Here is a 26,449-nt window from a genome sequence, read left to right on the forward strand (position 1 = left end):
TTGTCTTACTATTGAACGTAGAAGGCATACAGGGTATCATAGAACATATTGAACAAACGAATGGCGGATTTGTTTGTTGTGATTAAAAATGTACTAGGAGTGTGGAATATATGGAGTTTACTGAAACGTTCTGGGATGCTTCGTTAACGGAATTAAAGCAAGGATATATAGAACAATCCACATCGTATGATTGTTTGCTGTGTGGTAAACAAATTGAAAAAGGTGTGATTTATCCGTACGAGAATGCATTGTATGAAGCGGAGCGATTTATGCATGTACATATCGAACATTCGCACCAGTCGGTGTTCGCGTATTTGCTTGAACTAGATAAGAAGTGGTCAGGGATTACCGATCATCAAGGTGATTTACTGCGCTTATTTTATCAAGGGAAAAGCGATAAGGATGTACAGGAAGAATTGGAGATTGGCAGTGCGACGACGGTGCGGCACCATCGCTTTGCGTTAAAAGAAAAAGAACGTCAGGCGAAAGTGTTTCTTGCGATGATGGAGTTATTGAAGGAACGTGAGTCGTACGCGCAGGCGTTTATTCCGCCACATAAAGCGTCTCAATTATTCCACGATGAGTATTCAATGGCTGAGGAAGAACAGCAAGCGATCCTGCGCACGTTTTTCCCTGACGGAACCGATGGCCAGCTAAAAGAGATACCTGCGACGGAAAAACAGCGGCGAATTATTGTCCAGGAAATTAGTAAGCGCTTTGACGGAGATATTTCGTACAGTAAGCATGAGATGAATGATCGGCTTTCGGAAGTCCATGAAGATTTCATTACACTTCGAAATTATTTAACTGAATACGGCTATTTCGGTCAGACGCGCAATGGCAGTCAATATTGGCTGAAGTGAGTTGCCTACATGAATCGTTTCAGGTTTAGAAATGACGATGGTGGGAAGACTAAGAGTAATCGCGAAAGGAGCGGAAGTAAATGACTGCAAAAGACACAGTACAGAAAATCTTGAATGAGAGCATGGTAGGAACGATGGCAACGGTGGACAACAATAAACCGTATAGCCGGTATATGACGTTCATGAGTGATGGGTTGACTTTGTATACACCTACGAATAGAAAAACGGAAAAGGTAGATGAGCTCGATGACAATCCGTATACCCATATTCTTCTTGGGTATGAAGGTGAAGGTTTCGGTGACGCGTACGTAGAGTATTCTGGACGTGTGACGATTTCCGATGACGAAAGCTTGAAAGAAAAGGTTTGGAATGATCATATGAAAGCATGGTTTACTGGTCCCGAAGATCCAAATTTAGTTATTTTAAAAATTGAGCCTGAAGCGATTCGTTTGATGAATAAATCAGGCCAACCACCCGAAGATATTTCCCTGTAAATAATTACTACACTATAAAAGTATACCTGAATACTATATCCCGAAAGTGAGAGGTCACACTCTGATTTTCGGGATATTTTTGTCTAGTTGGCAAGTCATCCACAAATATGCGCAAAACCCGTGAATTCCCATTGCTTGAGCGCAATAAATGAGGGTATACTACTCATAAGAACACTTGTTCTTTTGAGAGGTGAATGCCAGATGAAACCATTACCGAATAGAAAAATTGCCTGTCTGGATATACGCAGCTTCTACGCGAGCTGTGCCGCGGCCATGGAAGGACTTGACGTAATGGAAGTGCCGATTGCGATTGTCGGCGATATGGAGAGAAAAGGCGGTGTCGTATTGGCTGCCTCACCGCCATTGAAAAAACAGTTTGGCGTTACGACAGGTATGCGTCTGTATGAGATTCCGGACGACCCACGTATTCGTTTAATTGAACCGAAAATGCAATTTTATATCGATGTGTCGATGGAATTGACGAAGTTGTTGAATCGCTATGTGCCGAAAGAAGCGATCCATGTATATAGTATCGATGAAAGTTTTATCGACTTTACGGGCACGGAAAAACTATGGGGACCTCTTGAGGCGTTGATTTTCCGCATTCAGGATGAGTTGTACCGGCAATTCGAGTTGCGTTCGGCGTGCGGAGTCGGACCGAATATGTTGTTGTCAAAACTCGCGCTAGATCTCGAAGCGAAGAAAACGGGGATCGCGCATTGGACGTATGAAGATGTGCCGAAGAAGCTATGGCCTGTTGCTCCGCTTCGTAAAATGTGGGGAATCGGCAAGCAAGTGGAGCGAACGCTTGAAGACATGGGCGTGTATTCAGTCGGCGATCTCGCGCATACGCCGCTTGAAAGTTTGGAGAAGAAGTTCGGTGTGATGGGCAATCAACTGTATTATCATGCACATGGCATCGATTATTCCGACCTCGGCTCCGTGTTGATCGAAGGCCAAGTGAGTTATGGCAAAGGGCAGACATTGTTGCGCGATTATACGACGACTGACGAAATATTGGCTGTAATGCTTGAGATGTGTGAAGATACGGCAATGCGCGCGCGGCTTGCGAAAAAGAAAGGGCGTACGATCACCTTGTCGTTCGGTTATTCAAAGCACGTACTCGGTGGCGGGTTCAATCGTCAAAAAACGCTGTCGGAAGCGACGAATGAAACGATGGCGATTTATCGTGTTTGCCTGGGGCTGTTTGAAACGTTCCATGACGGGCGTCCGGTACGCCATATGTCTGTCAACTTGTCGAATCTTGAAGAACAGGACAGCTTCCAGCTCAGCTTATTCGAACCGATGAATGGGAAGCAACAGAAAATCGGTCAGGTGATGGATGAAATTCGCATGAAGTATGGATCAGCTGCTATTCTTCGCGCGGTTTCCGTTACGCCAGGGGGTACGGCGTATAGAAGGAATCAATTGATTGGCGGACATTATAAATGAAAACAAGTCGAATCAAGTCGTACCATCTCGCTATTATAGAGAGGATTTATTTCAAATACTGAAACATCCCAGTTCCGTAACTTTCGATAACCTAAAAGTTTTGCTAAAATCAAATAGCAAGCACTATAAAAAAGACTGCAAGAGAAGTGGTGCAGAACAAAGGAGGAAAGCCAGTGAAAGTATTACTGGATTTGCGCTGGTTTTTTTCTGAGAGAAAAAAACAATACAGCATAGGGATCACGGCTCTGATGATTGTCGCGTTACTGCAACTGGCACCGCCGAAAATTATCGGCTATATTGTCGATGCGGTCGCAAAAGATGAATTAACCGCGGAGATGCTGACGCGCTGGATGATTATTCTGGCAGTGACGGGTGTATTGATGTATGTCTTGCGTTATATTTGGCGCGTAATGATTTTCGGCTCATCGGTATACCTTGCACGGGTCATGAGAGAGCGTCTGTTTAAGCACTTCACGCGCATGTCACCTTCATTTTATCAGCGACGCCGTGTCGGAGATTTAATGGCACACGCGACAAATGATATCAATGCGGTGCAACAAACGGCGGGATCAGGCATTCTGACACTCTTCGATTCGATTTCGACAGGTGGTTTCGTCATCTTGATGATGGCGTTTTCGATTAGTTGGAAGTTAACGCTGATCGCCCTCGTACCGATTCCGGTGATGATTATCTTGACAAGTTATTATGGACGGTTATTACGTAATCGATTCCGTGTGGCACAGGAAGCATTCTCTGATTTGAACGACAAAGCACAAGAGAGTATTTCAGGAATCAAAGTGCTGAAGACATTTGGTCAGCAAAAAGAAGATGTCGAGTCGTTCACGAAACGTTCGGAACAAGTCGTCAAGGAGAATATGCGCGTTGCGAAAGTGGATGCGTTGTTTGATCCGACGATTGCGGGAATTTTTGCGATCTCTTATGTCTTATCCTTTTATTTCGGTACACGCTTTATTTTATCAGGTGAGTTGTCGATCGGGGATTTGGTCGCGTTCACTTCCTATTTAGGACTGTTAACCTGGCCGATGCTGGCCATTGGTTTCCTATTCAATATTGTCGAACGAGGGAATGCATCCTACAGCCGAATCCAAGATTTACTTTCGGTTGAGCCGGGAATTCAAGATCGTCCGAATGCGGTGAGTCAATTGCCGCACGGAGATATCGTCTTTGATATCGATACGTTCAAGTTCCCAGACGACAAGCGGGCATCACTGCGTAATTTACACTTTACGATCAAGCAAGGTGAAACACTTGGCGTGATCGGAAAGACCGGTGCAGGGAAAACAGCGATTCTCAAGCTGTTAATGCGAGAATTCGAAGGGTATACGGGAACGATTACGTATGGCGGCATTCCAATTACGCGCTATAAGAAGGAGTGTTTGCGCCAGGCAATCGGTTATGTGCCGCAAGACCATTTCTTGTTCTCGACGACACTCGGTGAAAATATTGCCTTTACGAACCCGAAGATCGATCCGGAGAAAATTGTGGCGGCTGCGAAATCCGCGCATATTCACGAAGATATTCTGACGTTTGAAAAAGGCTATGAAACGCTAGTTGGAGAACGTGGCGTATCGTTATCTGGTGGACAGCGTCAGCGTGTGTCCATTGCACGTGCGTTGCTCATGGATCCGGAGCTATTGTTGTTGGATGATTCATTATCCGCAGTAGATGCCCGGACGGAAGAAGCGATTCTACGTTCATTGAAAGAAGAAAGAACGGGTAAGACGACCATTATTACGTCGCACCGCTTGAGTGCCATTCAGCACGCTCATCAGATTATCGTTCTCGATGAAGGGGAAGTCGTTGAAATTGGCGATCATGACAGTTTACTCGCACAAAACGGAATGTATAAAGAAATGTACGATCTGCAACAGCTAGAGTCGATCGTAGAGCAAGGAGGCGGCGCAGATGAATAACAAACAGAAGATGTCCGCCAGAGATCAGTTCAAAACGTTCATGCGGCTAGCGAAATACGTCTTGCCGATGAAGAAAAGCGCACTGATTGCGATTCTATTATTGCTGTTGACGGTAACATCGACGATTCTTGGACCACTAGTGATCCAGCGATTCCTCGATGACTATGTCGTACCACTAAACTTCCCGGCGAAAGAAGTATGGATCATTGCACTAATTTACATCGGACTACAACTCGTCAACATTGTCGGGTCGTATTTCCAAACATTGCGGTTCCAGGAACTTGCACTTGCAATCATCCAGCAAATTCGGATCGATGCGTTCTCGAAAGTCCAAAAACTTGGACTACGGTATTTCGATCAGACACCTGCTGGCGGAATCGTTTCACGTGTAACGAATGATACGGAATCGATTAAAGAAATGTTCGTCAGTGTGGCGGTTACGTTCATGCAGGCGATTTTTGGAATTGTCGGCGTCTACATTGCGCTCTTCACGCTGGACGGGAAACTCGCGCTCTATACATTGATCTTGTTGCCATTATTCCTCATTCTTGTATCGGTCTATCGCTATTACAGTGCAGACTTCTATCAAGATATACGGGAACGGCTCAGTCAGCTGAACGCGAAAATCTCCGAGTCATTATCTGGTATGGGCATGATTCAGGCTTTCCGCCAAGAGAAACGCTTGTCTGACGAGTTCATTGAAGTCAATGAAGGGCATTACCGTGTTGGGCTACGAAATATTCGTTTCGACAGCTTGATGCTTGGGCCATTTATCGATTTGTTGTATGCCGGCTCCATCGTCGCGGTACTTAGCTATTTCGGAACGGCATCGTTTACGTCGGTCGTGGATGTCGGGATTATTTATGCGTTCACTACGCTGCTGAGACGTCTATTCCAACCGATCAATCAAGTGATGCAACGTTTGTCGATGTTCCAGCAAGCGATCGTCTCTGCGTCGCGAGTATTCGCGTTAATCGATAATCCAGAAATTGAACCGAAACAAAAAGCAGTTTCTACTCAGCAAATTAAAGAAGGTACGATTGAATTCCGTGATGTGACGTTTAGTTACGATGGAAAAAATGACGTACTCAAAAATATTTCCTTTACGGCGAATGCAGGCGAAACGGTCGCACTTGTCGGTCATACGGGAAGCGGAAAGAGTTCGATCATCAATCTATTCATGCGTTTCTATGAATACGAGCGTGGCGACATCTTCATTGATGGGGTATCGCTAAAAGAGTATCCAATAGAAGAATTGCGGAAGAAAGTAGGACTTGTCTTGCAAGATCCGTTCATGTTTTATGGAGATATCGCAAGCAACATCCGTCTGCATAACGAAGAGTTGACCGATGAAGATGTGCGAGAAGCGGCAAAGTTCGTCCAAGCCGATCAATTTATTGAAGAGTTGCCGAACGGCTACGAGCAGAAAGTGACAGAACGCGGGTCGACATTATCCAGTGGACAGCGTCAGTTGATCGCTTTCGCACGGACCATTGCCATGAACCCGAAAGTTCTTGTGCTCGACGAAGCAACGGCGAATATTGATACCGAAACAGAAGTTGCGATTCAGAAAAGTTTGGAGAAGATGCGCGAAGGCCGTACGACGATTGCGATCGCTCACCGTCTGAGCACGATCGCCGATGCCGAATTAATTCTCGTACTCCACCACGGCGAAATCGTCGAACGTGGGACACATGCAGAGTTGCTTGCGCAAAAGGGCTTGTACTACACGATGTATGAATTGCAGAACGGTACGCAAGGGTAAGTTTATATGATTGTCAAAAAGATTTCACAATCAAATGAAGCGTAATCTAGCCTCTTGTTTGTTACGATAGAGTGGGAATGTTGGCGCTTGCCGACATTCTACTTGTCCTATTATTAAAGGAGGAATTTTGTTGGGGACGGATGTTAATATTTTCTTTGCGTTTGGAGCAGGTTTCCTGAGTTTTATTTCTCCATGCGTATTACCGCTCTACCCGGCCTTTATATCGTATATCACCGGGATGTCATTAGATGAACTCGGAGATAAGAAAAAAGGAATGAACCGCTCAGGCATGTTGCACACGCTGTTCTTCTTACTTGGATTCTCGATTGTATTTATTATTTTAGGATTCAGTACATCGTTTATCGGATCTATCTTCTTGCAATATCAAGATTTGATACGTCAGCTAGGTGCAATATTCATCATCATCTTCGGACTGATGACAATCGGATTATTTAAACCAGAATTTTTAATGCAAGAGAAAAAGCTGCAATTTAAAAATCGTCCCGCGGGTTACTTTGGCACGGCCTTGATCGGTCTAGCGTTTTCCGCTGGATGGCAGCCATGTATGGGCCCAATTATCGGTGCCATTATTTATCTAGCTGCGACGAATCCGGCATCGAGTATGTTGTATATGATGCTTTATGTACTTGGTTTCGCGATTCCATTCTTCTTCTTGTCATTCTTCATCACAAGAATTGGCTGGATCCGCAAACACAGTATGAAGATTACGAAAGTAGGCGGCTACTTGATGATCGTGTTCGGTATTATTCTATTCTTTAACGGAATGGTCTATTTCACAAGTTGGCTTAGCCCGATCTTTGGCGACTTCCAAGGCTTTTAATGTAAGCTGGTAAGCAGAAAAGAGGTGTAGGATGAAAGAAATTACTTCTTTTGACGAGTGGCAGCATGTATTGAATGAGACACCGCAGTTTCTGTTGTTTGTAAAGACGAATAATTGCTCCGTCTGCGAAGGACTGTATCCGCAAGTGGCGGTACTCGAAAGCGATTATCCGTTTGACTTCTACCGTGTGAACGCAGCGGAAGTTCCGGAACTAGCTGGACAATTGTCACTCTTTACTGCACCGGTCGTCTTATTATTTAACGAACAGAAAGAATGGACGCGTTTTGCACGGATTGTTCCAATGAATGATCTAAAGAAACGCCTCGATGAGCTAGTGCAGTGGGGGAACGTAGATGCATAAGATACAACAACTGATCGATTATGTCTTCACAAGTATTCCTTCCATTTACTTGATCATCGGTTCGACGGTGATCTTCGTCGTGATGACAACATTTGTCTACACGATGCGAGCGAAGGCGTCGAATAAGCCGATTCAGGCGAAGAAGATTATCTTACCGCCATTGTTCATGTCGACAGGGATGTTGATGTTCTTGTTCGACGAGTTCCAAGTGCCTTGGATGCAAGTGGTAGAAGCCAGTTTGGTCGGCTTGATATTTTCCGTGTTTTTGATTTATACAACGAAATTCGAGATCAAGGATGACGGAATTTATTTGAAGAAGTCGAAGGCGTTTTTACTTATCTTGCTCGGGTTGCTGGTGATTCGCATGGTCGGCAAGATCGTGCTGAGTAACACAATTGACATTGGTGAGCTCGGCGGCATGTTCTTCATCCTTGCATTTTCGATGATCTTGCCGTGGCGGATTGGGATGCTGGTGAAGTATAAGATGCTTGAGAAGAGTATAGTAGGGAAGAAGTCGTCCTTGTGACGGCTTCTTTTTTTATGATGAGAAATGAAAGGCAAGGGACTACGTGAGGGATTTGCGCTCTAGGCGGACGCGTTCTGGAGGGGTCGCGGTGAGCCCCCTAGTCACTGCGTTCCTTTAGTGGTCTCACCTGTCGACCTGATCCTCCCAGAGTCGCCGCTCCTAGTGCAAAGATGTGCTCCCAACGCTTCGCTTATGCTCGCAAAAGCCGTACTTCGCAACGGCTCTCGCTCCAATCCTTTGCAATGCGAGTGAGAGACATTCTTGTTGTGCATTGAAGCTATTATTGTAATCAATCTAGTAGTTACAACTAGAATTGAACTTGAACTTCACTACGTTCAAAGATCACAATCATTCACATACTATCGCTAGTGAATGATCCACCTCATTTCACTTTCTACGTAGGATTTCCACGAAAGCTGGGGGCGACTCTGGGAGGATCAGCGCGAGTTCGAGAACCCGGACAGATGCCTTAATTTCTGCAAAGTACACAGAAATACGGCAAAGCGAACCCTTCGCTGTTCACTTGGCTCGGGCCGCGCCCTCCAGAAAGCGTCTCCCACCTGGAGTGGAAATCTCAAGCCCTAGACCGTGATTCACTGAACTAATGAACTTGAACTTAACAAAGTTCAATGAACACAATGGATCACTTACTCTAGCCAGTGTGTGATCTAATTTCAACCTACTTTTAAGTAAGGATGGAAGCGGAAGCTGGCGGCGAGTGCAAAGATGTGCTCCTAACGCTTCGCTTTTACTCGCAAAAGCCGTTCTTCGTTACGGCTCTTCCTGATGGATCAGCTCGATCAGGTGAGACAACCAAAAGGAAGCAACGCGACCTGGTTGGCTCACCGCGAGCCCATAGGAAAGCGTCCGCCAGCTGGAGCTTCCATCCCATGACGTATCCCCTTAACTCACTGAACTTATGAACTTGAACGAAATACTTAAAACCACACAAAAACAGGATGCCCCATCAATAGGGACATCCTGTTTCTTAGTTACGTAAACAAATGCTCATATGGCTGAATATCAATTTCCATTTGCTTGAGCTTCTTACGCAAGAAGTTATGGTCGCGCTTTGGCGTAGCAAGAATATATCCCTTGATAATATGATCAAATTCAATAGTTTTGGCACGGTCTTCTAACGCAATCTCACCGATCTTGGCACCGATCTTCTGCTTCGCCACGTCGCGGAACAATTCCGGCACGGGCGTAACTAGTTCGTTGAGCATGCTTTTCGCTTCGTCATTCCATAAATGCAACGACTCGTTGACATAATGCTCTTCCCAATCCAGCGTCGATTTTCCGTCTTCTTTCGGCAATACTTTTAGGAACTTCCGGAACATGAAGAATCCACCGATAGCGAATAAGCCGATCATCACAATACCCCAAAATATAATAAACCACATAAATAGGTCTGGCACGGTTTTTTCACCTCTTCCATTCTACCCTTCATTATAAAAGCAATTGAAAAATATTTCACTAACAAAGTATCCTTTTCGCTTTTTTCGTCTATATAGCGGATGAAAGGAGGTGATACACATGGCAGCAACACTAGAATTCAGTCAAGCTACGGCGAAGATCCACTTTAATGCAGGTGTTAACGAGAAAGGTCACTTGATTCGCAAGATTAAAACGTACAAATTCATCAATGACGACGCAACACCCGCAAATATGTACACGGCTTTGACACAACTTGCTTCATTATCGAGCTACCCATTAATTCAGATCGAGAAAGTCGTAACAGAAGATCTTCATAACTAAAATCGTACAGGAGGAGAGCGCATATGGCAAAAGTATTGGAATTAACATTTTTAACGGCGGCGAATAAGCCGGTTACATTAACGGTAGACGAACCGGATGAAGACATTACGCAAGGTCAAGTGGAAGCGGTTATGCAGCAAGTGATCGCAAGTAATATTTTCCGCATCGAAGAATCTCCACTCGCCACGATCAAAAGTGCACGAATCGTTGCGCGGGATACACGAAACATCGTCAGTCGATAAGTTGCAGCCGGTTTTCAGTCACGTACTGGAAGCCGGCTTTTTCATCGAATGCTAGAGGGAGAGGAGGAGTGAACAATGGAACACTGGCTACAGCTCATACAAGATGTCGGATTTCCGATTTTCGTATCGTTTTATCTACTGCATCGTTTGGAAGTGAAGCTTGAAGCGATTCATGGCGTTCTCTCGGACATCAAAAACAGATGACTTCATAGGAACTTCATGATTCCGACAAGATTTAGCCAAAATGGAGGACGCCTTCACCTTGTATGGCTTGTGAACTTTCGTTATGATAAAGTGACTAGTAAAAGGTGGAGGAATCGAATATGTATAAAAAGCTTTTGGTACCATTGACACTTCTATTCGTGCTGATGTTGAGTGCGTGTGGTGGGGAGTTTAAGCCAGATCATAAATATAAAGTGGATTCATTTGAATTTACCAACCAGAACAATGAAACCGTAACCGATGAAGACTTGAAAGGCTCTGTATGGCTGGCACAGTTTGTATTCACGAATTGTACAACCGTTTGTCCACCAATGATGCACAATATGGTCACGTTGCAGGAAAAATTGATTGACAATAACATCGAGGATTACAATATTGTGTCATTCAGTGTAGACCCCGACGTGGATACACCGGAAGAACTCGGGAAGTATCTCGACCTGTTCAGCGCGCCGGACGAAAGCAAATGGCAGATGCTGACAGGTTACGATATGGAGACTATTGAAAAATTAGCCGCTTCATCATTTAAACAATTAGTGAAGCAAATCCCTAACGATGATCAAGTGCTCCATGGTGTTTCATTTGGCTTGGTGAACCAGAACAATGAAGTGGTAAAATTATACGGTGGGAACGAAGATGTGCAATATGATACAATCGTCAAAGACATGAAAGCACTCATCAAAGAAGGCAAGTAATCAACAGAAGGGGTGAGGCAATGAAGAAATTAAAGAAAAAGAGGCTCAGTCGATCGGGACGAGTTATGGTCGCTTTTTTGGTTTTATTAGTACCTGTTGCTGTCACACTCTTTACGATTTCCGCCATTCTTTGGGTGAATTTCGGAAAACACGACACGATCGCAGAAACGGCTACATCGTTATTTCATATTCAAGACCGTAAAACGGGAGAAGCCATCCCACAGGAATTTATTCCAATCTATATTGAAGCAGCAAAAGAATACAATATTCCTTGGACATTGCTTGCAGCGCATCACCGCATTGAGACCAGGTTCTCTACAATGAAAACCGATGTTTCGCCTGTTGGAGCGGAAGGGCCGATGCAGTTCATGCCGTGCACCTTCGTTGGCTGGGATTATCCCGGTTGTAAGGAGTTAGGCAAAGGAGACATTCCTGAGCGCGACAAGATTGACCCTGCAGTGATCAAGCAATACGGTGGTTACGGTGTCGATGCGAACGGTGACGGAATAGCGGATCCATTTGATATGGAAGACGCCATCTTCAGTGCCGCTCATTATCTGTCGGATAGTGGTGCAGCGGACGGGGATATACAAAAGGCCGTTTTCACTTATAATCATAGCGATCAGTATGTAGAAGATGTATTGTGGTACTACAATGAGTTCGAAGAGCAACGCATAGCATCAGAGAAGCAAGTGAAGAAATAAAACGTAGAGTCCACCGAGTTTGGTGGCTCTGCGTTTTTTTAGTTTCTATAAGTTGGTAGGTAGTTCAAAAAGTGGGGCGATAGAGCGGTTGCAAGTCGCGTTAGAGCGCTTTACGTAAAGTAATGAGCGGTTACGAACCATGATAGAGCGGTTATCAACAAGTATAGAGCGCTTCGCGACGGCCATAGAGCGGATACCGATGAACTATGAGCGCCAAGACAAATCAATGAGCGAATTTACTTCATTTACAAAATAAAAAACGTGAAGCGCCTCAAATGGGCAACTTCACGTTTAGATGTTTAGTATTACGCAGCTTTACGCATACTCTTCATAATCAAGCTAACAATAAATACAAGTACAACCGCACCGATTAACGCAGGTAGGAAATAGAAACTAGAGATTTGTGGACCCCATTCTCCTAATAGTGCACCACCGATCCATGCACCTACAATACCTGCAATGATGTTACCAATAATACCGCCGGGAATATCTTTACCTAAAATAAGTCCAGCTAGCCAACCAATGATACCTCCGATAATTAAGAACCATAAAAAGCTCATGTTGCTCATCTCCTTTTCATTATGTTATGTAGCTCTCGCTTAGTATTGGTATTACCATCTTTTTAATACCTCAAACATTTTTCGATAAAAAAAGTTCAGACAGTAATAAAACTGCTGAACTTTCGATTCGTTTTAGTTGGCTATAACGGTTGCGCCCAATGTGTTTTGGAAGTGGGAAAGAGCCCAGTCATGGCCTGCAGCGTTGAAACTTGCGACGCCACTTTCGTGAACGATAATGGAGTAGCCGAGGTTGTACGCGTCGACTGCAGTATGTAAAATGCAAATATCCGTACATACACCCATAAGATGGATTTCTGTAATTCCGCGTGCACGCAATTGGATATCGAGATCTGTTCCGGCGAATGCACTGTAGCGTGTTTTATCCATCCAAATAATTTGCTGTTTATGTTCGGTATAGAAATCGTGCAGTTTCCCATAAAGATTTCTGCCTTCTGTACCGCGAATATTGTGAGCAGGGAATAGCTTGCTTTCCGGATGATACGGATCATTTTTTTCATGCAGGTCGTTGATGACAAACACCGGCAATTGCTGTTTTACAAAATCTGCTGTCTGATCCACAATATACTCCTCAAGCGCGATACCCGGTTCGCCGCAAGTTAAGGCACCGTCCCTAGCTACAAAATCTACTGTATAATCTACAACGAGTAATGCTTTCTTCATAAAGAACCTCTCCTTTTCTTTATTTTCTCATAGTGGCGGCTTAGTGTCTAAACATATGTAAAGACATACCCGAATTCATTCCCACCATAATTTCACTATCAAATATTTTAAATAATTATGAATTTCATTTTCAAAAGATATACAGTAAATGTCATAAACGGCGTTTTCACGAGAGAAAGTGACGCTATTTGAGAATGCAAACGACTAATTGAGAATTCTTAACGATATTTCGATTAGTCATAAGCTTTTCTTATGTATACCTATAATGTATATGTATTTTACTATTGTTCTTTGCTATACTAAGATGGAGTAGAGGAAAGATGGATTCTTTTCGTCTTTCAGTACATAAAGGGAGGAAACACAAAATGGCAAAAAGCAACTTGCATAATAGCCGTCAGTCTTTCAAAGTAAACGACAAGACGTATAACTACTACCGTTTGAAAGCTTTAGAAGAAGCAGGACTAACAAAAGTATCGAAACTTCCTTATTCCGTAAGAGTATTACTAGAATCAGTACTTCGTCAACATGACGGATACGTGATCAAGGACGACCATGTAGAAGATTTAGCTAAATGGGGCACTGTACAAAACGCAGACGCTGAAGTTCCATTCAAACCTTCACGTGTCATCCTACAAGACTTCACAGGAGTTCCTGTTGTAGTGGACTTGGCTTCATTGCGTTCTGCAATGAACGAACTAGGTGGAGATCCAAACGAGATCAACCCTGAAATTCCAGTGGATCTAGTCATTGACCACTCGGTACAAGTAGATAGCTATGGTACGCCACAAGCGCTACAAAAAAATATGGAACTTGAATTCGAACGTAATGCTGAGCGTTACCAGTTCTTGAGCTGGGCACAAAAAGCATATGATAACTACCGTGCAGTACCACCTGCAACTGGTATCGTTCACCAAGTAAACCTTGAATATCTAGCTAACGTTGTTCACGCGGTTGAAAACGAAGATGGATCATTCGAAACATACCCAGATACATTGGTTGGAACGGACTCCCATACAACTATGATCAACGGTATCGGCGTACTTGGATGGGGCGTTGGTGGTATTGAAGCGGAAGCAGGAATGCTTGGACAACCGTCATACTTCCCAATTCCAGAAGTTATCGGTGTGAAATTAGTTGGAGATCTTCCAGACGGAACAACTGCAACTGACTTAGCGCTTAAAGTAACTCAAATCCTTCGCGCACAAGGTGTTGTAGGTAAATTTGTTGAGTTCTTCGGCCCTGGCGTTTCAAAATTGCCACTAGCTGACCGTGCGACAATCGCAAACATGGCGCCTGAATATGGTGCTACTTGTGGATTCTTCCCGGTTGACGAAGAGTCACTTAACTATATGCGCTTAACAGGCCGCGACGAAGAGCACATTGCAGTAGTTAAGCAATACTTGATCGAAAACGATATGTTCTTCACTCCTGAAAAGGAAGAGCCGACATTCACTAAAGTTGTAGAAATCAACCTTAGCGATATCGCTGCAAACCTATCAGGTCCTAAACGCCCACAAGACTTGATTCCATTGACTGAAATGCAACAGTCGTTCAAAGACGCAGTTGTAGCTCCAGAAGGAACACAAGGCTTTGGCTTAACACCAAAAGAGCTTGAGAAAAAAGGCACAATTAAGTTCGAAGACGGACGCAAAGTGGATCTTAAAACAGGTGACGTTGCCATCGCAGCTATCACTTCTTGTACAAACACATCTAACCCTTACGTTATGTTAGCGGCTGGATTGGTTGCGAAGAAAGCTGTTGAAAAAGGACTTACACCACCTGCATACGTTAAAACTTCATTGGCACCAGGTTCAAAAGTTGTTACTGGCTACTTGAACGAATCAGGTCTATCTGCTTACATGGATCAAATTGGATTCAACACAGTAGGTTACGGATGTACGACTTGTATCGGTAACTCGGGTCCATTGCTTCCAGAAATCGAAAAAACAATCGGTGATGAAGATCTTCTAGTTACATCTGTCCTTTCAGGTAACCGTAACTTTGAAGGCCGCGTACACCCATTCGTTAAAGCGAACTACTTGGCTTCACCTCCACTAGTTGTGGCATACGCACTAGCTGGAACAGTGAACATTGACTTTGCGAAAGATCCAATCGGAACTGACAAAGATGGTAACGACGTATTCTTCAAAGACATCTGGCCTTCTACACAAGAAGTGAACGATGTATTGAATGCGACGGTTACACCTGAATTGTTCCGTAAAGAATATGCGCGCGTATTCACTGAAAACGAAGCATGGAATGCAATTGAAACGACTGACGATTCACTATACGATTTCGATGAGTCTTCAACATATATCCAAAACCCACCGTTCTTCGAAAATCTTTCGAAAGAACCAGCGGATATCGAGCAGCTTAAAGGCTTGCGTGTAATCGGTAAGTTCGGTGATTCAATCACGACTGACCATATTTCACCTGCTGGAGCTATCGGTTTGAACACACCTGCTGGACTCTACTTACGTGAAAATGGCGTAGAGCCACGTAACTTTAACTCGTACGGTTCACGTCGTGGTAACCACGAAGTCATGATGCGCGGAACGTTTGCGAACATTCGTATTCGTAACCAAATCGCAGCGGGCACTGAAGGTGGATTCACTACGTACTGGCCAAACAAAGAAGTTATGCCGATCTATGATGCAGCGATGAAGTATCAAGAAGACGGTACGGGTCTAGCTATCCTTGGTGGTAAAGACTACGGAATGGGTTCTTCACGTGACTGGGCAGCAAAAGGTACAAACTTGCTTGGCATCAAAACAGTTATCGTAGAAAGCTTCGAGCGTATTCACCGTTCTAACCTAGTGATGATGGGTGTACTTCCACTTCAATTCATCAATGGGGAAAACGTTGAATCTCTTGGCTTAACTGGTGAAGAAGAAATTTGTGTGAATATCGCTGAAGGCGTAAAACCACGTTCAATCCTTAAAGTTACAGCGAAAGCTCCAGACGGCAAGGAAACTGAATTTGAAGTACTAGCTCGTTTCGACTCTGAAGTTGAAGTGGACTACTACCGTCACGGCGGAATCCTTCAAATGGTTCTACGTAATAAATTAGCAACAAAGTAATAGGGAATAAGTAAAGGTGCTCGGCTTAGCCGAGCATCTTTTTTTGCGTTTTACAGATTGAATAGCGAGTATATAGTGAAAACCATCGCGTGGACGCTCATTAATTCGAAGAAGCGCTCATAGTTCATGCGTATCCGCTCTATGGTCGCTGCGAAGCGCTCTATGAGACGAGGCGACCGCTCTATCACAGTCTGTATCCGCTCATACGCAAGCCATAACCGCTCATAGCCGCGCGTCTCCACCTACATTTTCCAGCCCGTCATAATGTCTATCACAAGCAATCCACTTTCTCGTTCGTTATACTAGACATGAGGTGATCACATGTTTACGAGTGAAAAAGAAATTGAAGTACGCTACGCAGAAACCGATCAGATGGGCGTCGTGTACCATGCCAACTACTTAATTTGGATGGAAATCGGCCGTACCGCGTTGATCAAAGACCTCGGATACGAATATGCACAACTCGAGCGCGATGGGTATCTATCGCCTGTAACCGAGCTGTCAGTGAAGTATAAGACGTCGATTACATACGGTGAGACCGTTACAGTCAAAACGTGGGTAGAGTCGCACGGCAAGCTACGTACGGTCTATGGCTATGAGATTCTGCATGCAGACGGCTCGATTGCCGCAACGGCTGTTTCCGAGCACGTAGTAGTGAAAAAAGAGAACTTCCGACCCGTGTCGATGCGCAAAATTCATCCAGAATGGGATGCGACGTACACGAAAATTCAGCGAGGCGAAGGCTGATGGCATTCGGAATTGATCGACAGCAATTAAAAGAATGGAAAAACGCGGTGCAGCGTGAGGAAATTGCATTTTTGACACATTATTGGCTAGATGACCGGTTTCCGACAGTAAATACGGTCACAAAAGCGGGATGCAGTGATATCGAAAAGCTCATACAATGGGGAAGGAAGTACGGTTTGCAACCAGAATGGATCCACGCACGCGAAGAATACCCACATTTCGATTTGCTTGGGGAACGTCAAGTAGACATTTTGAAGCAAGAAGGGCAAATCCATCAATTAACCCGATTAAAAAATGGTAAGCATAACTCTTTATAGGAGTCATGCTTACCATTTTATTTGTGATTTACGCTACTTCATAGTCAAAGGATAATTCTTCCGTTGACGAATCTGCATCAATATGCAAGTCATGGCCATCGAAGAACCAAAGGTCTCGTTCTTCAATGTAATAATGCACGCCGTTCACGACATGTTCGACTGCTAGTTCGTCTGGTACTTCTTTCGTAATACCTATGGAAAAGCCTTCATGTAGCGGACTGGATCCGCCATAACGCGCGAAAAATTTCACATAATCGCCTGTAGTGACTTCCATTTCTTCTTCAAACCAATGAATGGCTTGTTCGGATAGGTGAATATTCATGCTCTATACATCCTTTCCAGTGGAGAAACCTATAGCCATTTTACTTTTGGTTCGGTTCCATTCTTAATTCGAGTAATATTGTCACGATGGCGATAAAAAATGAAGAAGCCCATCAGTGCGACGACTAAAAATAAATACAGATCGCCACCCATAAAGTAGTAAATGAGACAGTATAGTGGTCCCATAACGGACACGATGATCGATGTTAACGATACCATCTTCGTTAGTTTTAATGCAATTAAAAACGTAATGACGACCAATAAGAAAATGGGCCAATTATAACCAAGTAATACTCCACCAGAAGTCGCAACGGCTTTTCCGCCTCTTAGATTGGCGAAAATAGGGAAGATGTGTCCAAGTACTGCAACGACTCCAAGAATCAACGGATGAATCGCTGTATCGTGAAAGTACGGCAATAACGGCAAGAGAACAGCTGCTGTTCCTTTGAAGATGTCTAGCAGTGTGACGACGATGCCAGCTTTTTTTCCGAGGACCCGAAATGTATTTGTCGCGCCCATGTTTCCACTGCCATGCTGTCTGACATCGGTTCCATAAAAAAGCTTGCCGATCCAGAGTGCAGAAGGGATCGAGCCGAGCAAATAAGCTGCCAGAATGATAACGTAATTTTCCATAGTGAACCCCTTTATGCATGATAAACTAATTTATTATTAGTGTAGCAGATGCATAAGTTCTGGACAATAATAGAATTCTAGAGGAAGATGAAGAACAGCCGAAAAAAGGAATTTCCGCATAAAACGTTCGGTGTGTTGTCATCGTTTGCTCGTTGCATTCCGTACATTTCTTCTATACAATAGGTTGAGCTGAAACAAAACGTTGATTTGACAAGGTTTATCAGAAGATGTATGATTAAAATAACAGAACATTTGTTTGACGGGGGTTTCATTTTGACGAAACAGAAAATACAAAATACGTATGATGATAGTTCCATTCAAATTTTAGAAGGCTTGGAAGCGGTACGAAAAAGACCGGGAATGTACATCGGTTCAACGGACACGAGAGGTCTGCACCACTTAGTCTACGAAATAGTAGATAACTCGGTGGATGAAGCACTAGCTGGCTTCGGTAATGAAATTGACGTCACGATCCATAAAGACGGCAGTGTCAGTGTGCGAGACTACGGACGTGGGATGCCAACAGGGAAGCATGAGTCAGGAAAACCAACTGCTGAAGTCATTATGACCGTGTTGCACGCGGGCGGAAAGTTCGGGCAAGGCGGCTATAAAACAAGTGGCGGCTTACACGGTGTAGGGGCATCCGTTGTCAATGCATTGTCCGAGTGGTTGGAAGTGACGATCTACCGAGACGGCAAGAAATTTCTCCAGCGCTTTGAGCATGGCGGTAAACCGGCCACGACACTTGAAGAAATCGGTAAAACGAAAGAAACAGGCACGACGATTCATTTCAAACCGGATACGACGATCTTCTCTACGATTAAATATCAATATGACACACTGGCAGAAAGATTGCGTGAGTCCGCTTTTCTATTGAAAGGTTTAAAGATTACGCTAAAAGAAGAAAGTACAGATAAGCAAGACATCTTCCACTACGAATCCGGAATTGAAGCGTTTGTTACCTATTTGAATGAAGAAAAAGAAGTGTTGCATGACGTAGCATACCTAGAAGGTGAAGTCGACGGCATTGAAGTCGAATTTGCGTTCCAGTTCAGCGATGGCTATGCCGAAACGATTCTTTCATTCGTTAACAACGTCCGTACGAAAGACGGCGGAACGCACGAAACCGGTGCGAAAGCTGCGATGACACGTGTGGTGAATGAATACGCACGTAAAGCGGGCTTACTGAAGGAAAAAGATAAGAATCTCGATGGCTCAGATATCCGTGAAGGGATTGCGGCGATCGTTTCTGTTCGTATTCCGGAAGAAATTCTGCAATTTGAAGGCCAAACGAAAGGTAAACTCGGCACGAGTGAAGCGCGAACGGTGACAGATGCCGTCATTTCGCAAAAAATGCTGTATTTCCTTGAAGAAAATGCGGAACTTAGCGCAAATCTTGTCCGTAAAGCCATCCGAGCACATCAAGCACGTGAAGCAGCACGAAAAGCGCGTGAAGACGCACGTTCAGGCAAGAAACGCAAGAAATCCGATACATTGTTGTCCGGTAAATTATCCCCGGCCCAATCACGTAACGCCGCCAAGAATGAATTATATCTCGTGGAGGGTGATTCTGCCGGCGGTTCAGCAAAGCAAGGTCGTGATCGTACGTTCCAAGCAATATTGCCGCTTCGGGGGAAAGTCATCAATACGGAAAAAGCGAAACTTGAAGACATCATGAAAAATGAAGAAATCAACACGATTATCCATGCAGTTGGTGGTGGAGTGGGTGCTGATTTCCAAATTGAAGATGCTGCGTACGACAAAGTCATTATTATGACCGATGCTGATACCGATGGTGCACACATCCAAGTGTTGCTATTGACGTTCTTCTATCGCTATATGAAGCCATTAATTGAAGCAGGCAAAGTGTATATCGCGCTACCGCCTTTATTCAAAGTATTTAAAGGCGCCGGTAAAAGCGAAAAGCTTGCGTATGCGTGGACCGATGATGATTTAGAAGAAGCGATCGAAAAAGTTGGGAAAGGCTATATGCTTCAACGCTATAAAGGTCTTGGTGAGATGAACGCTGATCAATTATGGGAAACGACGATGGATCCATCCACACGAACGTTGATTCGAGTGACGATTGAAGATGGAGCGAAATCCGAGCGTCGCGTCACCACATTAATGGGTGATAAAGTCGAACCACGTCGTAAATGGATTGAAGAGAACGTCGATTTCGGCTTGATTGAAGAACATAATATTTTAGATAATGCATATATACATGTTGAGGGGGATACGGAATGACACAGTCAGAAACGTTTCAAGATCTGCCCTTGGAAGAAGTAATTGGTGACCGTTTTGGGCGTTATAGTAAATATATTATCCAAGACCGCGCGATTCCAGATGCGCGGGACGGATTAAAGCCGGTACAACGTCGTATCTTGTATGCGATGTTCCATGAAGGCAACACACATGAAAAAGCGTTCCGTAAATCCGCAAAAACGGTCGGTAACGTAATCGGTAACTATCACCCACACGGTGATACGTCCGTCTACGATGCCATGGTACGGATGAGTCAATCATGGAAGCTGCGTCATGAAATGGTCGACATGCAAGGAAATAACGGTTCGATTGACGGTGACTCCGCAGCCGCAATGCGTTATACCGAAGCGCGACTTTCTGCTATCGCAAGTGAAATGTTACGCGATATTCGTAAAGAAACTGTCGATTTTGCATTTAACTTTGACGATACGGAACTGGAACCCACCGTTTTACCAGGACGTTTTCCGAATTTGCTGGTGAACGGTTCTACGGGTATCTCTGCCGGTTATGCGACCGATATTCCGCCTCACGCACTGCATGAGGTTATTGATGCGGTCTTGATGCGCTTAAAGAAACCGAACGTCAGCGTAGATGAGCTGATGACGGTGATTCCTGGACCGGATTTCCCGACAGGTGCGATTATCCAAGGAACGGATGGAATTCGTACTGCCTATCAGACAGGCAAAGGGCGTTTCATTATCCGCGCATTGTGGGAAATTGAGCAGTTAAAAGCAGGTAAATCCCAAATCGTCATTACGGAAATCCCGTATGATGTCAATAAAGCAAATTTAGTAAAGAAAATGGATGAACTGCGCCACGATCGGCGTTTAGATGGAATTGCAGAAATTCGTGATGAATCCGACCGTACAGGAATGCGTATCGTTGTCGAGTTGAAGAAAGAAATAGACGGTACAGCCATTATGCAGTATTTGTTGAAACATACGGATTTACAGATCACATACAATTTCAATATGATTGCGATTGCAGGTAGACGCCCGATGTTGATGTCTCTTCCAATGCTTCTGGATGCGTATATTGATCACCAAAAAGACGTGATTACACGACGTTCTACCTTTGATATCCGTAAAGCGAAAGAACGATTACATATCGTAGACGGTTTAATAAAAGCTTTATCGATCCTCGATGAAGTCATTAAGACAATTCGCGCGTCAAAAGATAAGAAAGATGCGAAATTAAACTTGGTTAAAGCGTATGAATTTACTGAAGTACAAGCAGAAGCCATTGTTTCATTGCAACTATACCGATTGACGAATACGGATATTACAGAATTAAAACGCGAGGAACAGGAACTACGTGACTTGATCCAAGAGCTAGAAGCGGTTCTTGCAAGCGAGGCTAAATTGGTGTCTGTTTTGGTGAAAGAAATCAAAGCAATCCGTAAGCAATTTTCCGAACCACGTCGTTCCGTAATTGAAGAAAAAATTGAGGAACTGAAAGTGGATCTAGATATCTTGGTCCCTAGCGAAGAAGTCATGGTATCCGTCACAAAAGGTGGCTATGTCAAACGTACCAGCATGCGTTCGTACTCCGCTTCGGGTGGAAAAGGGCAGGAAATGAAAGAACACGATTATAATCTAATCGAATGTGCCATGAATACACAGCATCACTTGCTGTTGTTCACATCTTTCGGTAATTACATCTACCAACCCGTCCACGAGCTGCCAGAGATACGCTGGCGTGATTTAGGGCAGCATTTATCCAGCATTTGCGGACTCGAGCCAGGCGAAGAGCTAGTGGACGTGATCGCCCTTGAGAAATTTGATGAAACTCGCTGTATTTTGACCGCTTCATCCAATGGTAATGTGAAGATTTCGAAACTGACGGACTTCCAAGTGCAACGTTTTAACCGTTCGTTCAAAGCGATGAACGTTAAGAAAGACGATCGACTAGTTGGTGCACGGGTGATAACGGGGAAAGAAGACGTATTATTGGTAAGTAAACAAGCCTACTCGCTACGATTCGCCTTGTCAGAGCTTGCCACTACCGGTATTCGTACAGGCGGCGTCAAGGGAATCAATTTAAAAGCCGAAGATGAGTTAGTAACATTTGAAGTGATTACAGAGCAAGTACGCAACGTATTTGTAGCCACACAGCGTGGAACTATTAAAAGAATGAATATTTCAGAGTTCGAGACAAGCTCTAGAGCGCTTAGAGGCGTGACGATCATTAAAGAGTTAAAGTCCAATCCGTATCGAGTAGTAGATATGAAGCTGGTGAAAGACGATGAAGAATTCGTGATTCACACATCTAAAGGACTAAAGATAGAAATTGAACCCATGTCGATAAAAAATTCTAATCGTCAGTCTACAGGAAGTTCTGTAGTGGACGAAGCGAAAGACGGGCAGATTGTGCAAGTAGTGACGGTGAAGAAGGATAGGTAGTAAGCATAATGGAAGCGTCCTATGAAGTGATACAACTTCATAGGACGCTTTTTTCTTTATTTTATAGTGTAATGTACTACAGACTGAGTGAATCAGAAGGATCTATCATAGGATGGAAGCTCCAGTTGGGGACGCTTTCCTAAGAGCCTACTCGTTCGCTCCCTGCGGGGTTTCAAAACGCACGCTAATCCCCACCCCATCACACATTCAGCCTTACAGTTCCATTAATCTCACCATGGTCAGTGCACAATCACTTTAGAATTCCACAAAAACGCGACTATCGCTCTCCGAAGTCGCGGTCACTCAGCACGAAAGTCGGGTTCATCATGACTAGTCAGAAAATAGTAACTAGTTAAAACACATACACAGCAAGCGCTGAGCGTCCGCTCAATTTATAATTCCACTCCTAATTACATTAAATATTTAACACAAAAAAGAAAATATAATGGAAAAGTCTCTTTGTTATGATTCTACTCAAGCAAGTATATAGAAAAGTAGAATAGAAAGCGTAGAGGTGAAGAGATGATGAAAATGATGAATGAAGTACTACCGTCGAATATTGAGCTGGAACCCTTATTCAACCCAAAAAGAGTGGCTGTACTAGGTGCTTCGGAAAACACGAACAAAATTGGTTACTTGCAATTAAAAGCACTACTAGACGCAGGCTTTGAAGGGGAGATCTACCCTATCCATCCCACAGCGAAAGAAATTGGAGAATTGCCTTGTTACACAAGCGTAGGCGATACACCCGAACAAGTCGATTTGGCCATTCTCTGTGTCGGCATGCACCAAGTAGAGAAATGTCTGATCGATTGCGGTGAAAGCGGTGTCAAGGCGGCGATCGTCTTTGCATCCGGCTACTCAGAGATTGGCGAAGAAGGAATTATTGCACAAAACCGCCTGAAAGAAATCGCTGAACAATACCAGATGCGATTGATCGGCCCAAACTGTGTAGGTCTTCTCAATACAACAAACGGCTTGATGGGTACATTCTCTCCAGGACTTACGAATGTACCGCTTGGCAAGAAACGTGAAGTAGGATTCGTTACGCAAAGTGGCGCTTTTGGTGTGTTGACGTATATTGCGGCAGCTCAGCATGGATTGACGTTTAATTACTTCGTCAGTGTCGGCAATGAAGTCGATGTAAGTTTCTCTGACGTCATTGAATACATGTTGCATGACCCCAAAACAAAAGTAGCAAGCGGTTATTTGGAAGGCGAGAAAAACGCAGAGAAGTTACGGAAACTAGCGAAATTCGCCCTTCAAATCAATAAACCGATTGTTATCATGAAGTCTGGACGAAGCAGTGCAGGCAGTCGTGCAGCAGCATCACATACCGGCTCATTGGCAGGTGCTGATAAAGTATATGACGGATTCTTCAAGCAAGCCGGCATTGTGCGTGCAGACGATTACGATGATATTATTTCATTCTCTAAATTATTCTTAACCAATAAACTTCCGACAGGTAAAAATACAGTGATCGTCACGAGTTCAGGTGGCAGGGGAATCAACGAAGCGGATCGTTGTGAATCGTACGGATTAAACATCCATGCGCTAAGCGATAAAGTGCGAAAAGAAATCGAGAAAAACATTCCCGATTTTGCAAGCGCTTCCAACCCGGTTGATTTAACCGCAGCCGCATCGATCACCAATCCGGAATTGTATCTCGCACCATTAAAAGTACTCGTCAATGATCCCGATACAGACATTATCTTATTTCCGGAGTTCCCTATTCACTGGGATGAAAACACACCACTTCTTCAGGAATTCATCGAAATTTGCAAGAACTCGGATAAGTTCGTGTTGATATCGAACTTCCCGCTTGAAGGCATGTCGATTCCAAAAGGCGTGCAGTATCTCGAAGACAACGGCATTCCATTCATTCTCGGTAATATGAATCCGATCCGCTCGCTTGCCAAATTAGTGGATTATGCAGAAGCGTATAGAAAAGCGCACAAGATTAGCGATGAGCCTGCAAGAAAAGAACTGGACGTATCGAACATCCAGCACCTATTACCTGCAAACCAAACGTTGAGCGAATCGCAGTCGAGTGAAATCCTCTCTGCATACGGTATCCGCACAGCGAAGCGAATCACTGCCAAGACGGCGGATGATGCAGTACAAGCTGCGAATCACATGGGCTATCCAGTCGTCATGAAAATCGATTCGCCTGATATTCCACATAAGACGGAAGTCAACGGGATCCGGCTGAATGTCCAGAACGGCCAAGAAGTACGCCAGGCGTTCAAGGAAATCTACGACAGTGCGAAAGAACATTGCCCAACAGCGGATCTTCACGGCATATCTATTCAGGAAATGTTGCCTGAAGGCGTGGAAGTCATCGTCGGTGTAACGAGTGATCCGACATTTGGCCCTGTCATCATGTTTGGTCTTGGCGGTGTCTTTGTAGAAGTCTTCAAAGATGTATCTTTCCGTGTCGCACCGATCACAAGACAAGATGCTATCGATAAGATGGAAAGCTTGAAAGGCTATCAAATCCTACAAGGCGTACGCAATAAAAAGCCCGTCGATCAAGAAGCCATTATCGATGTGTTACTGAAAGTTTCAAGATTAATTGAAGACTACTCGGATGTCATCCAAGAAATAGACATTAACCCGTTGATCGTTTACGAAGACGGCATTGTAGCGGCAGATGCATTGATCATCACAAAATAAGAGGAGGATGAAAATGGATTTGGATAAAAGTGTTATAGGCTTAACGAGCGCCGAATACGTGTTTGAAATCGAAAGAAGGCATGTCGGCCAATTCGCCACTGCCATCGGAGACGACAATCCACTCTATACAGACGACAGCTATGCGAAAGAGTCGGCATACGAAGGACTGATTGTCCCGCCGACATTTCCGATTGCGATGAACGATGGCAAAGTAGAAATGCCTTTACAACTTGACCACCGCCGGATGTTGCACGGCGAGCAGGAATTCTTATACTACAAACCGATCCGCGTAGGAGATCAACTACGTTGCCAGATGAAAGTTAGCGATCTGTATGACAAAGAAGGAAAGAGCGGAAAAATGCAATTTTTGAAACTAGATACAGAAATGAAAGACGAAGCGGGCGAATTAGTTTGTATTAGCCGCATGAACATTGTCTATCGTTCAGCAAAATAATGGGAGGTCGTCACATGATCAAGGAATGGGAGTTAAAAGAACTAAAGGTAGACCAGAAACTAGAGCCTATGGTGAAACCACCCATCACGAAAGTGCAGTTGGCTCAGTATGCAGGTGCTTCTGGGGATTTTAATCCATTGCACCTCGACGATGACTTCGCGCAGAAAATCGGCATGGATGGTGTCGTAGCACACGGCATGCTGGTAATGGGTTTCCTTGGGGAGTATGTGATGAAAATTGCTGGCAAGGAAGCACGCGTCGCAAACTTTAAGATGCGTTTCGGCAAAATGACGGTACCGGGCGATGAAATACGTTGCTCGGGTGTAGTAGAACGAACATATGAAGAAGATGGCAAGCGATGGATCGCACTGGATCTGACGGCAGAGAAAGTATCAGGAGAAGTGGTCGGATCAGGTAGCGCCATCTTACAACTGACATAAACAGACGTGAAATAGGAGG

26 protein-coding genes are annotated in these 26,449 nt (G+C 44.2%); 21 read left to right on the forward strand and 5 right to left on the reverse strand.

Translation table 11 applies throughout. The annotated features are described in order from the left end of the window. Positions 1 to 110: 110 nt before the first annotated feature. From SporoP8_RS00785 to SporoP8_RS00820, 8 genes are all read left to right on the forward strand, one after another. Positions 111 to 863 carry a DUF2087 domain-containing protein gene (locus SporoP8_RS00785; protein WP_085130644.1) on the forward strand — a complete coding sequence of 251 codons (753 nt, stop codon included), beginning with the start codon at positions 111 to 113 and terminating at the stop codon, positions 861 to 863. An 80-nt stretch (positions 864 to 943) separates the two neighbouring features. Then, a complete protein-coding gene (locus tag SporoP8_RS00790; protein WP_085130646.1) occupies positions 944 to 1,357 on the forward strand; it encodes a pyridoxamine 5'-phosphate oxidase family protein in 414 nt (137 codons plus the stop codon). A 201-nt stretch (positions 1,358 to 1,558) separates the two neighbouring features. Further along, complete coding sequence (locus SporoP8_RS00795; RefSeq protein WP_085130648.1) at positions 1,559 to 2,809, forward strand: Y-family DNA polymerase; 1,251 nt, start codon at positions 1,559 to 1,561, stop codon at positions 2,807 to 2,809. A gap of 173 nt (positions 2,810 to 2,982) precedes the next feature. Further along, on the forward strand, positions 2,983 to 4,743 hold the full coding sequence (locus SporoP8_RS00800; RefSeq protein ID WP_085130650.1) for an ABC transporter ATP-binding protein: 1,761 nt from the start codon (positions 2,983 to 2,985) through the stop codon (positions 4,741 to 4,743). Then, a complete protein-coding gene (locus tag SporoP8_RS00805) occupies positions 4,736 to 6,508 on the forward strand; it encodes an ABC transporter ATP-binding protein (protein ID WP_085130652.1) in 1,773 nt (590 codons plus the stop codon). Before SporoP8_RS00800 ends, SporoP8_RS00805 begins: the two co-directional genes overlap by 8 nt. A 130-nt stretch (positions 6,509 to 6,638) precedes the next feature. Beyond that, complete coding sequence (locus tag SporoP8_RS00810) at positions 6,639 to 7,349, forward strand: cytochrome c biogenesis CcdA family protein (RefSeq protein ID WP_085130654.1); 711 nt, start codon at positions 6,639 to 6,641, stop codon at positions 7,347 to 7,349. Between the two features lie 31 nt (positions 7,350 to 7,380). After that, on the forward strand, positions 7,381 to 7,710 hold the full coding sequence (locus SporoP8_RS00815) for a thioredoxin family protein (RefSeq protein ID WP_085130656.1): 330 nt from the start codon (positions 7,381 to 7,383) through the stop codon (positions 7,708 to 7,710). After that, entirely contained in the window at positions 7,703 to 8,236 is a 534-nt protein-coding gene (locus SporoP8_RS00820; protein ID WP_085130658.1) for a CcdC family protein, read from the forward strand. The genes SporoP8_RS00815 and SporoP8_RS00820 overlap by 8 nt, the downstream gene beginning before the upstream one ends. Before the next feature lie 992 nt (positions 8,237 to 9,228). Here SporoP8_RS00820 and SporoP8_RS00825 read toward each other — a convergent pair. Then, entirely contained in the window at positions 9,229 to 9,639 is a 411-nt protein-coding gene (locus tag SporoP8_RS00825; RefSeq protein WP_085133516.1) for a DUF2621 domain-containing protein, read from the reverse strand. Positions 9,640 to 9,772: 133 nt separating this feature from the next. Here SporoP8_RS00825 and SporoP8_RS00830 point away from each other — a divergent pair, with 133 nt between their 5' ends. The 5 genes from SporoP8_RS00830 to SporoP8_RS00850 all read left to right on the forward strand — a co-directional run bounded on the left by SporoP8_RS00830 (position 9,773) and on the right by SporoP8_RS00850 (position 11,854). After that, positions 9,773 to 9,994, forward strand: a complete 222-nt coding sequence (locus SporoP8_RS00830; protein WP_085130661.1) for a DUF1659 domain-containing protein — start codon at positions 9,773 to 9,775, stop codon at positions 9,992 to 9,994. Between the two features lie 23 nt (positions 9,995 to 10,017). After that, positions 10,018 to 10,236, forward strand: coding sequence for a DUF2922 domain-containing protein (locus SporoP8_RS00835; protein ID WP_085130663.1), 219 nt, complete (start codon positions 10,018 to 10,020; stop codon positions 10,234 to 10,236). A gap of 75 nt (positions 10,237 to 10,311) precedes the next feature. Continuing rightward, complete coding sequence (locus SporoP8_RS00840) at positions 10,312 to 10,440, forward strand: YvrJ family protein (protein WP_081241957.1); 129 nt, start codon at positions 10,312 to 10,314, stop codon at positions 10,438 to 10,440. A 119-nt stretch (positions 10,441 to 10,559) separates the two neighbouring features. Further along, positions 10,560 to 11,150: an SCO family protein gene (locus tag SporoP8_RS00845; protein WP_085130665.1), complete on the forward strand. Its 591-nt coding sequence runs from the start codon at positions 10,560 to 10,562 to the stop codon at positions 11,148 to 11,150. A 20-nt stretch (positions 11,151 to 11,170) separates the two neighbouring features. Beyond that, a complete protein-coding gene (locus SporoP8_RS00850) occupies positions 11,171 to 11,854 on the forward strand; it encodes a lytic transglycosylase domain-containing protein (RefSeq protein ID WP_085130667.1) in 684 nt (227 codons plus the stop codon). 305 nt (positions 11,855 to 12,159) lie between these two features. On the opposite strand, the gene SporoP8_RS00855 is transcribed toward SporoP8_RS00850, so the two are convergent. Together SporoP8_RS00855 and SporoP8_RS00860 are read right to left on the reverse strand one after the other, a co-directional pair. Further along, positions 12,160 to 12,414 (reverse strand): GlsB/YeaQ/YmgE family stress response membrane protein, encoded by a 255-nt coding sequence (locus tag SporoP8_RS00855; RefSeq protein WP_085130669.1) that lies wholly within the window; start codon positions 12,412 to 12,414, stop codon positions 12,160 to 12,162. Between the two features lie 132 nt (positions 12,415 to 12,546). Further along, the gene (locus SporoP8_RS00860) at positions 12,547 to 13,095 is read right to left on the reverse strand and encodes a cysteine hydrolase family protein (protein WP_085130671.1); all 549 of its coding nucleotides are present in this window, start codon (positions 13,093 to 13,095) and stop codon (positions 12,547 to 12,549) included. A gap of 365 nt (positions 13,096 to 13,460) precedes the next feature. Between SporoP8_RS00860 and acnA the strand changes: the two genes are divergently transcribed. The 3 genes from acnA (at position 13,461) to SporoP8_RS00875 (ending at position 17,239) form a co-directional block, all read left to right on the forward strand. Then, positions 13,461 to 16,175 carry an aconitate hydratase AcnA gene (gene acnA / locus SporoP8_RS00865; protein ID WP_085130673.1) on the forward strand — a complete coding sequence of 905 codons (2,715 nt, stop codon included), beginning with the start codon at positions 13,461 to 13,463 and terminating at the stop codon, positions 16,173 to 16,175. A gap of 321 nt (positions 16,176 to 16,496) precedes the next feature. Then, positions 16,497 to 16,922: an acyl-CoA thioesterase gene (locus tag SporoP8_RS00870; protein WP_085130675.1), complete on the forward strand. Its 426-nt coding sequence runs from the start codon at positions 16,497 to 16,499 to the stop codon at positions 16,920 to 16,922. Next, complete coding sequence (locus SporoP8_RS00875) at positions 16,922 to 17,239, forward strand: hypothetical protein (protein WP_085130677.1); 318 nt, start codon at positions 16,922 to 16,924, stop codon at positions 17,237 to 17,239. The genes SporoP8_RS00870 and SporoP8_RS00875 overlap by 1 nt, the downstream gene beginning before the upstream one ends. Positions 17,240 to 17,267: 28 nt before the next feature. Here SporoP8_RS00875 and SporoP8_RS00880 read toward each other — a convergent pair whose 3' ends face one another. Both SporoP8_RS00880 and plsY read right to left on the reverse strand, forming a co-directional pair. After that, positions 17,268 to 17,561 (reverse strand): HesB/YadR/YfhF family protein, encoded by a 294-nt coding sequence (locus SporoP8_RS00880; RefSeq protein ID WP_085130679.1) that lies wholly within the window; start codon positions 17,559 to 17,561, stop codon positions 17,268 to 17,270. Positions 17,562 to 17,590: 29 nt separating this feature from the next. Beyond that, positions 17,591 to 18,193 carry a glycerol-3-phosphate 1-O-acyltransferase PlsY gene (gene plsY, locus SporoP8_RS00885; protein WP_085130681.1) on the reverse strand — a complete coding sequence of 201 codons (603 nt, stop codon included), beginning with the start codon at positions 18,191 to 18,193 and terminating at the stop codon, positions 17,591 to 17,593. A 231-nt stretch (positions 18,194 to 18,424) separates the two neighbouring features. Between plsY and parE the strand changes: the two genes are divergently transcribed. The 5 genes from parE (at position 18,425) to SporoP8_RS00910 (ending at position 26,430) form a co-directional block, all read left to right on the forward strand. Further along, a complete protein-coding gene (parE, locus tag SporoP8_RS00890; RefSeq protein ID WP_232319176.1) occupies positions 18,425 to 20,440 on the forward strand; it encodes a DNA topoisomerase IV subunit B in 2,016 nt (671 codons plus the stop codon). Next, on the forward strand, positions 20,437 to 22,860 hold the full coding sequence (gene parC / locus SporoP8_RS00895) for a DNA topoisomerase IV subunit A (RefSeq protein ID WP_085130685.1): 2,424 nt from the start codon (positions 20,437 to 20,439) through the stop codon (positions 22,858 to 22,860). Before parE ends, parC begins: the two co-directional genes overlap by 4 nt. A 522-nt stretch (positions 22,861 to 23,382) precedes the next feature. Then, a complete protein-coding gene (locus SporoP8_RS00900; protein ID WP_232319177.1) occupies positions 23,383 to 25,536 on the forward strand; it encodes an acetate--CoA ligase family protein in 2,154 nt (717 codons plus the stop codon). Between the two features lie 13 nt (positions 25,537 to 25,549). Continuing rightward, complete coding sequence (locus SporoP8_RS00905; protein ID WP_085130687.1) at positions 25,550 to 25,990, forward strand: MaoC family dehydratase N-terminal domain-containing protein; 441 nt, start codon at positions 25,550 to 25,552, stop codon at positions 25,988 to 25,990. A 14-nt stretch (positions 25,991 to 26,004) separates the two neighbouring features. After that, positions 26,005 to 26,430, forward strand: a complete 426-nt coding sequence (locus SporoP8_RS00910) for a MaoC/PaaZ C-terminal domain-containing protein (RefSeq protein ID WP_085130689.1) — start codon at positions 26,005 to 26,007, stop codon at positions 26,428 to 26,430. Positions 26,431 to 26,449: the final 19 nt, after the last annotated feature.

It is taken from the genome of Sporosarcina ureae, from assembly GCF_002101375.1.
Classification (GTDB): Bacteria; Bacillota; Bacilli; order Bacillales_A; family Planococcaceae; genus Sporosarcina; species Sporosarcina ureae_B.

Bases quoted from the DNA above. Each gene is read 5' to 3' on its own strand.
- SporoP8_RS00905 (WP_085130687.1), top strand. From the start codon at position 25,550: ATGGATTTGGATAAAAGTGTTATAGGCTTAACGAGCGCCGAATACGTG.
- SporoP8_RS00910 (WP_085130689.1), top strand. From the start codon at position 26,005: ATGATCAAGGAATGGGAGTTAAAAGAACTAAAGGTAGACCAGAAACTA.
- SporoP8_RS00795 (WP_085130648.1), top strand. From the start codon at position 1,559: ATGAAACCATTACCGAATAGAAAAATTGCCTGTCTGGATATACGCAGC.
- parC (WP_085130685.1), top strand. From the start codon at position 20,437: ATGACACAGTCAGAAACGTTTCAAGATCTGCCCTTGGAAGAAGTAATT.
- SporoP8_RS00900 (WP_232319177.1), top strand. From the start codon at position 23,383: ATGATGAAAATGATGAATGAAGTACTACCGTCGAATATTGAGCTGGAA.
- SporoP8_RS00815 (WP_085130656.1), top strand. From the start codon at position 7,381: ATGAAAGAAATTACTTCTTTTGACGAGTGGCAGCATGTATTGAATGAG.
- SporoP8_RS00825 (WP_085133516.1), bottom strand. From the start codon at position 9,639: ATGTGGTTTATTATATTTTGGGGTATTGTGATGATCGGCTTATTCGCT.
- SporoP8_RS00785 (WP_085130644.1), top strand. From the start codon at position 111: ATGGAGTTTACTGAAACGTTCTGGGATGCTTCGTTAACGGAATTAAAG.
- SporoP8_RS00860 (WP_085130671.1), bottom strand. From the start codon at position 13,095: ATGAAGAAAGCATTACTCGTTGTAGATTATACAGTAGATTTTGTAGCT.
- plsY (WP_085130681.1), bottom strand. From the start codon at position 18,193: ATGGAAAATTACGTTATCATTCTGGCAGCTTATTTGCTCGGCTCGATC.
- SporoP8_RS00875 (WP_085130677.1), top strand. From the start codon at position 16,922: ATGGCATTCGGAATTGATCGACAGCAATTAAAAGAATGGAAAAACGCG.
- SporoP8_RS00790 (WP_085130646.1), top strand. From the start codon at position 944: ATGACTGCAAAAGACACAGTACAGAAAATCTTGAATGAGAGCATGGTA.
- SporoP8_RS00805 (WP_085130652.1), top strand. From the start codon at position 4,736: ATGAATAACAAACAGAAGATGTCCGCCAGAGATCAGTTCAAAACGTTC.
- SporoP8_RS00845 (WP_085130665.1), top strand. From the start codon at position 10,560: ATGTATAAAAAGCTTTTGGTACCATTGACACTTCTATTCGTGCTGATG.
- SporoP8_RS00870 (WP_085130675.1), top strand. From the start codon at position 16,497: ATGTTTACGAGTGAAAAAGAAATTGAAGTACGCTACGCAGAAACCGAT.
- SporoP8_RS00820 (WP_085130658.1), top strand. From the start codon at position 7,703: ATGCATAAGATACAACAACTGATCGATTATGTCTTCACAAGTATTCCT.
- SporoP8_RS00840 (WP_081241957.1), top strand. From the start codon at position 10,312: ATGGAACACTGGCTACAGCTCATACAAGATGTCGGATTTCCGATTTTC.
- SporoP8_RS00880 (WP_085130679.1), bottom strand. From the start codon at position 17,561: ATGAATATTCACCTATCCGAACAAGCCATTCATTGGTTTGAAGAAGAA.
- SporoP8_RS00830 (WP_085130661.1), top strand. From the start codon at position 9,773: ATGGCAGCAACACTAGAATTCAGTCAAGCTACGGCGAAGATCCACTTT.
- SporoP8_RS00835 (WP_085130663.1), top strand. From the start codon at position 10,018: ATGGCAAAAGTATTGGAATTAACATTTTTAACGGCGGCGAATAAGCCG.
- SporoP8_RS00850 (WP_085130667.1), top strand. From the start codon at position 11,171: ATGAAGAAATTAAAGAAAAAGAGGCTCAGTCGATCGGGACGAGTTATG.
- parE (WP_232319176.1), top strand. From the start codon at position 18,425: ATGATTAAAATAACAGAACATTTGTTTGACGGGGGTTTCATTTTGACG.
- acnA (WP_085130673.1), top strand. From the start codon at position 13,461: ATGGCAAAAAGCAACTTGCATAATAGCCGTCAGTCTTTCAAAGTAAAC.
- SporoP8_RS00855 (WP_085130669.1), bottom strand. From the start codon at position 12,414: ATGAGCTTTTTATGGTTCTTAATTATCGGAGGTATCATTGGTTGGCTA.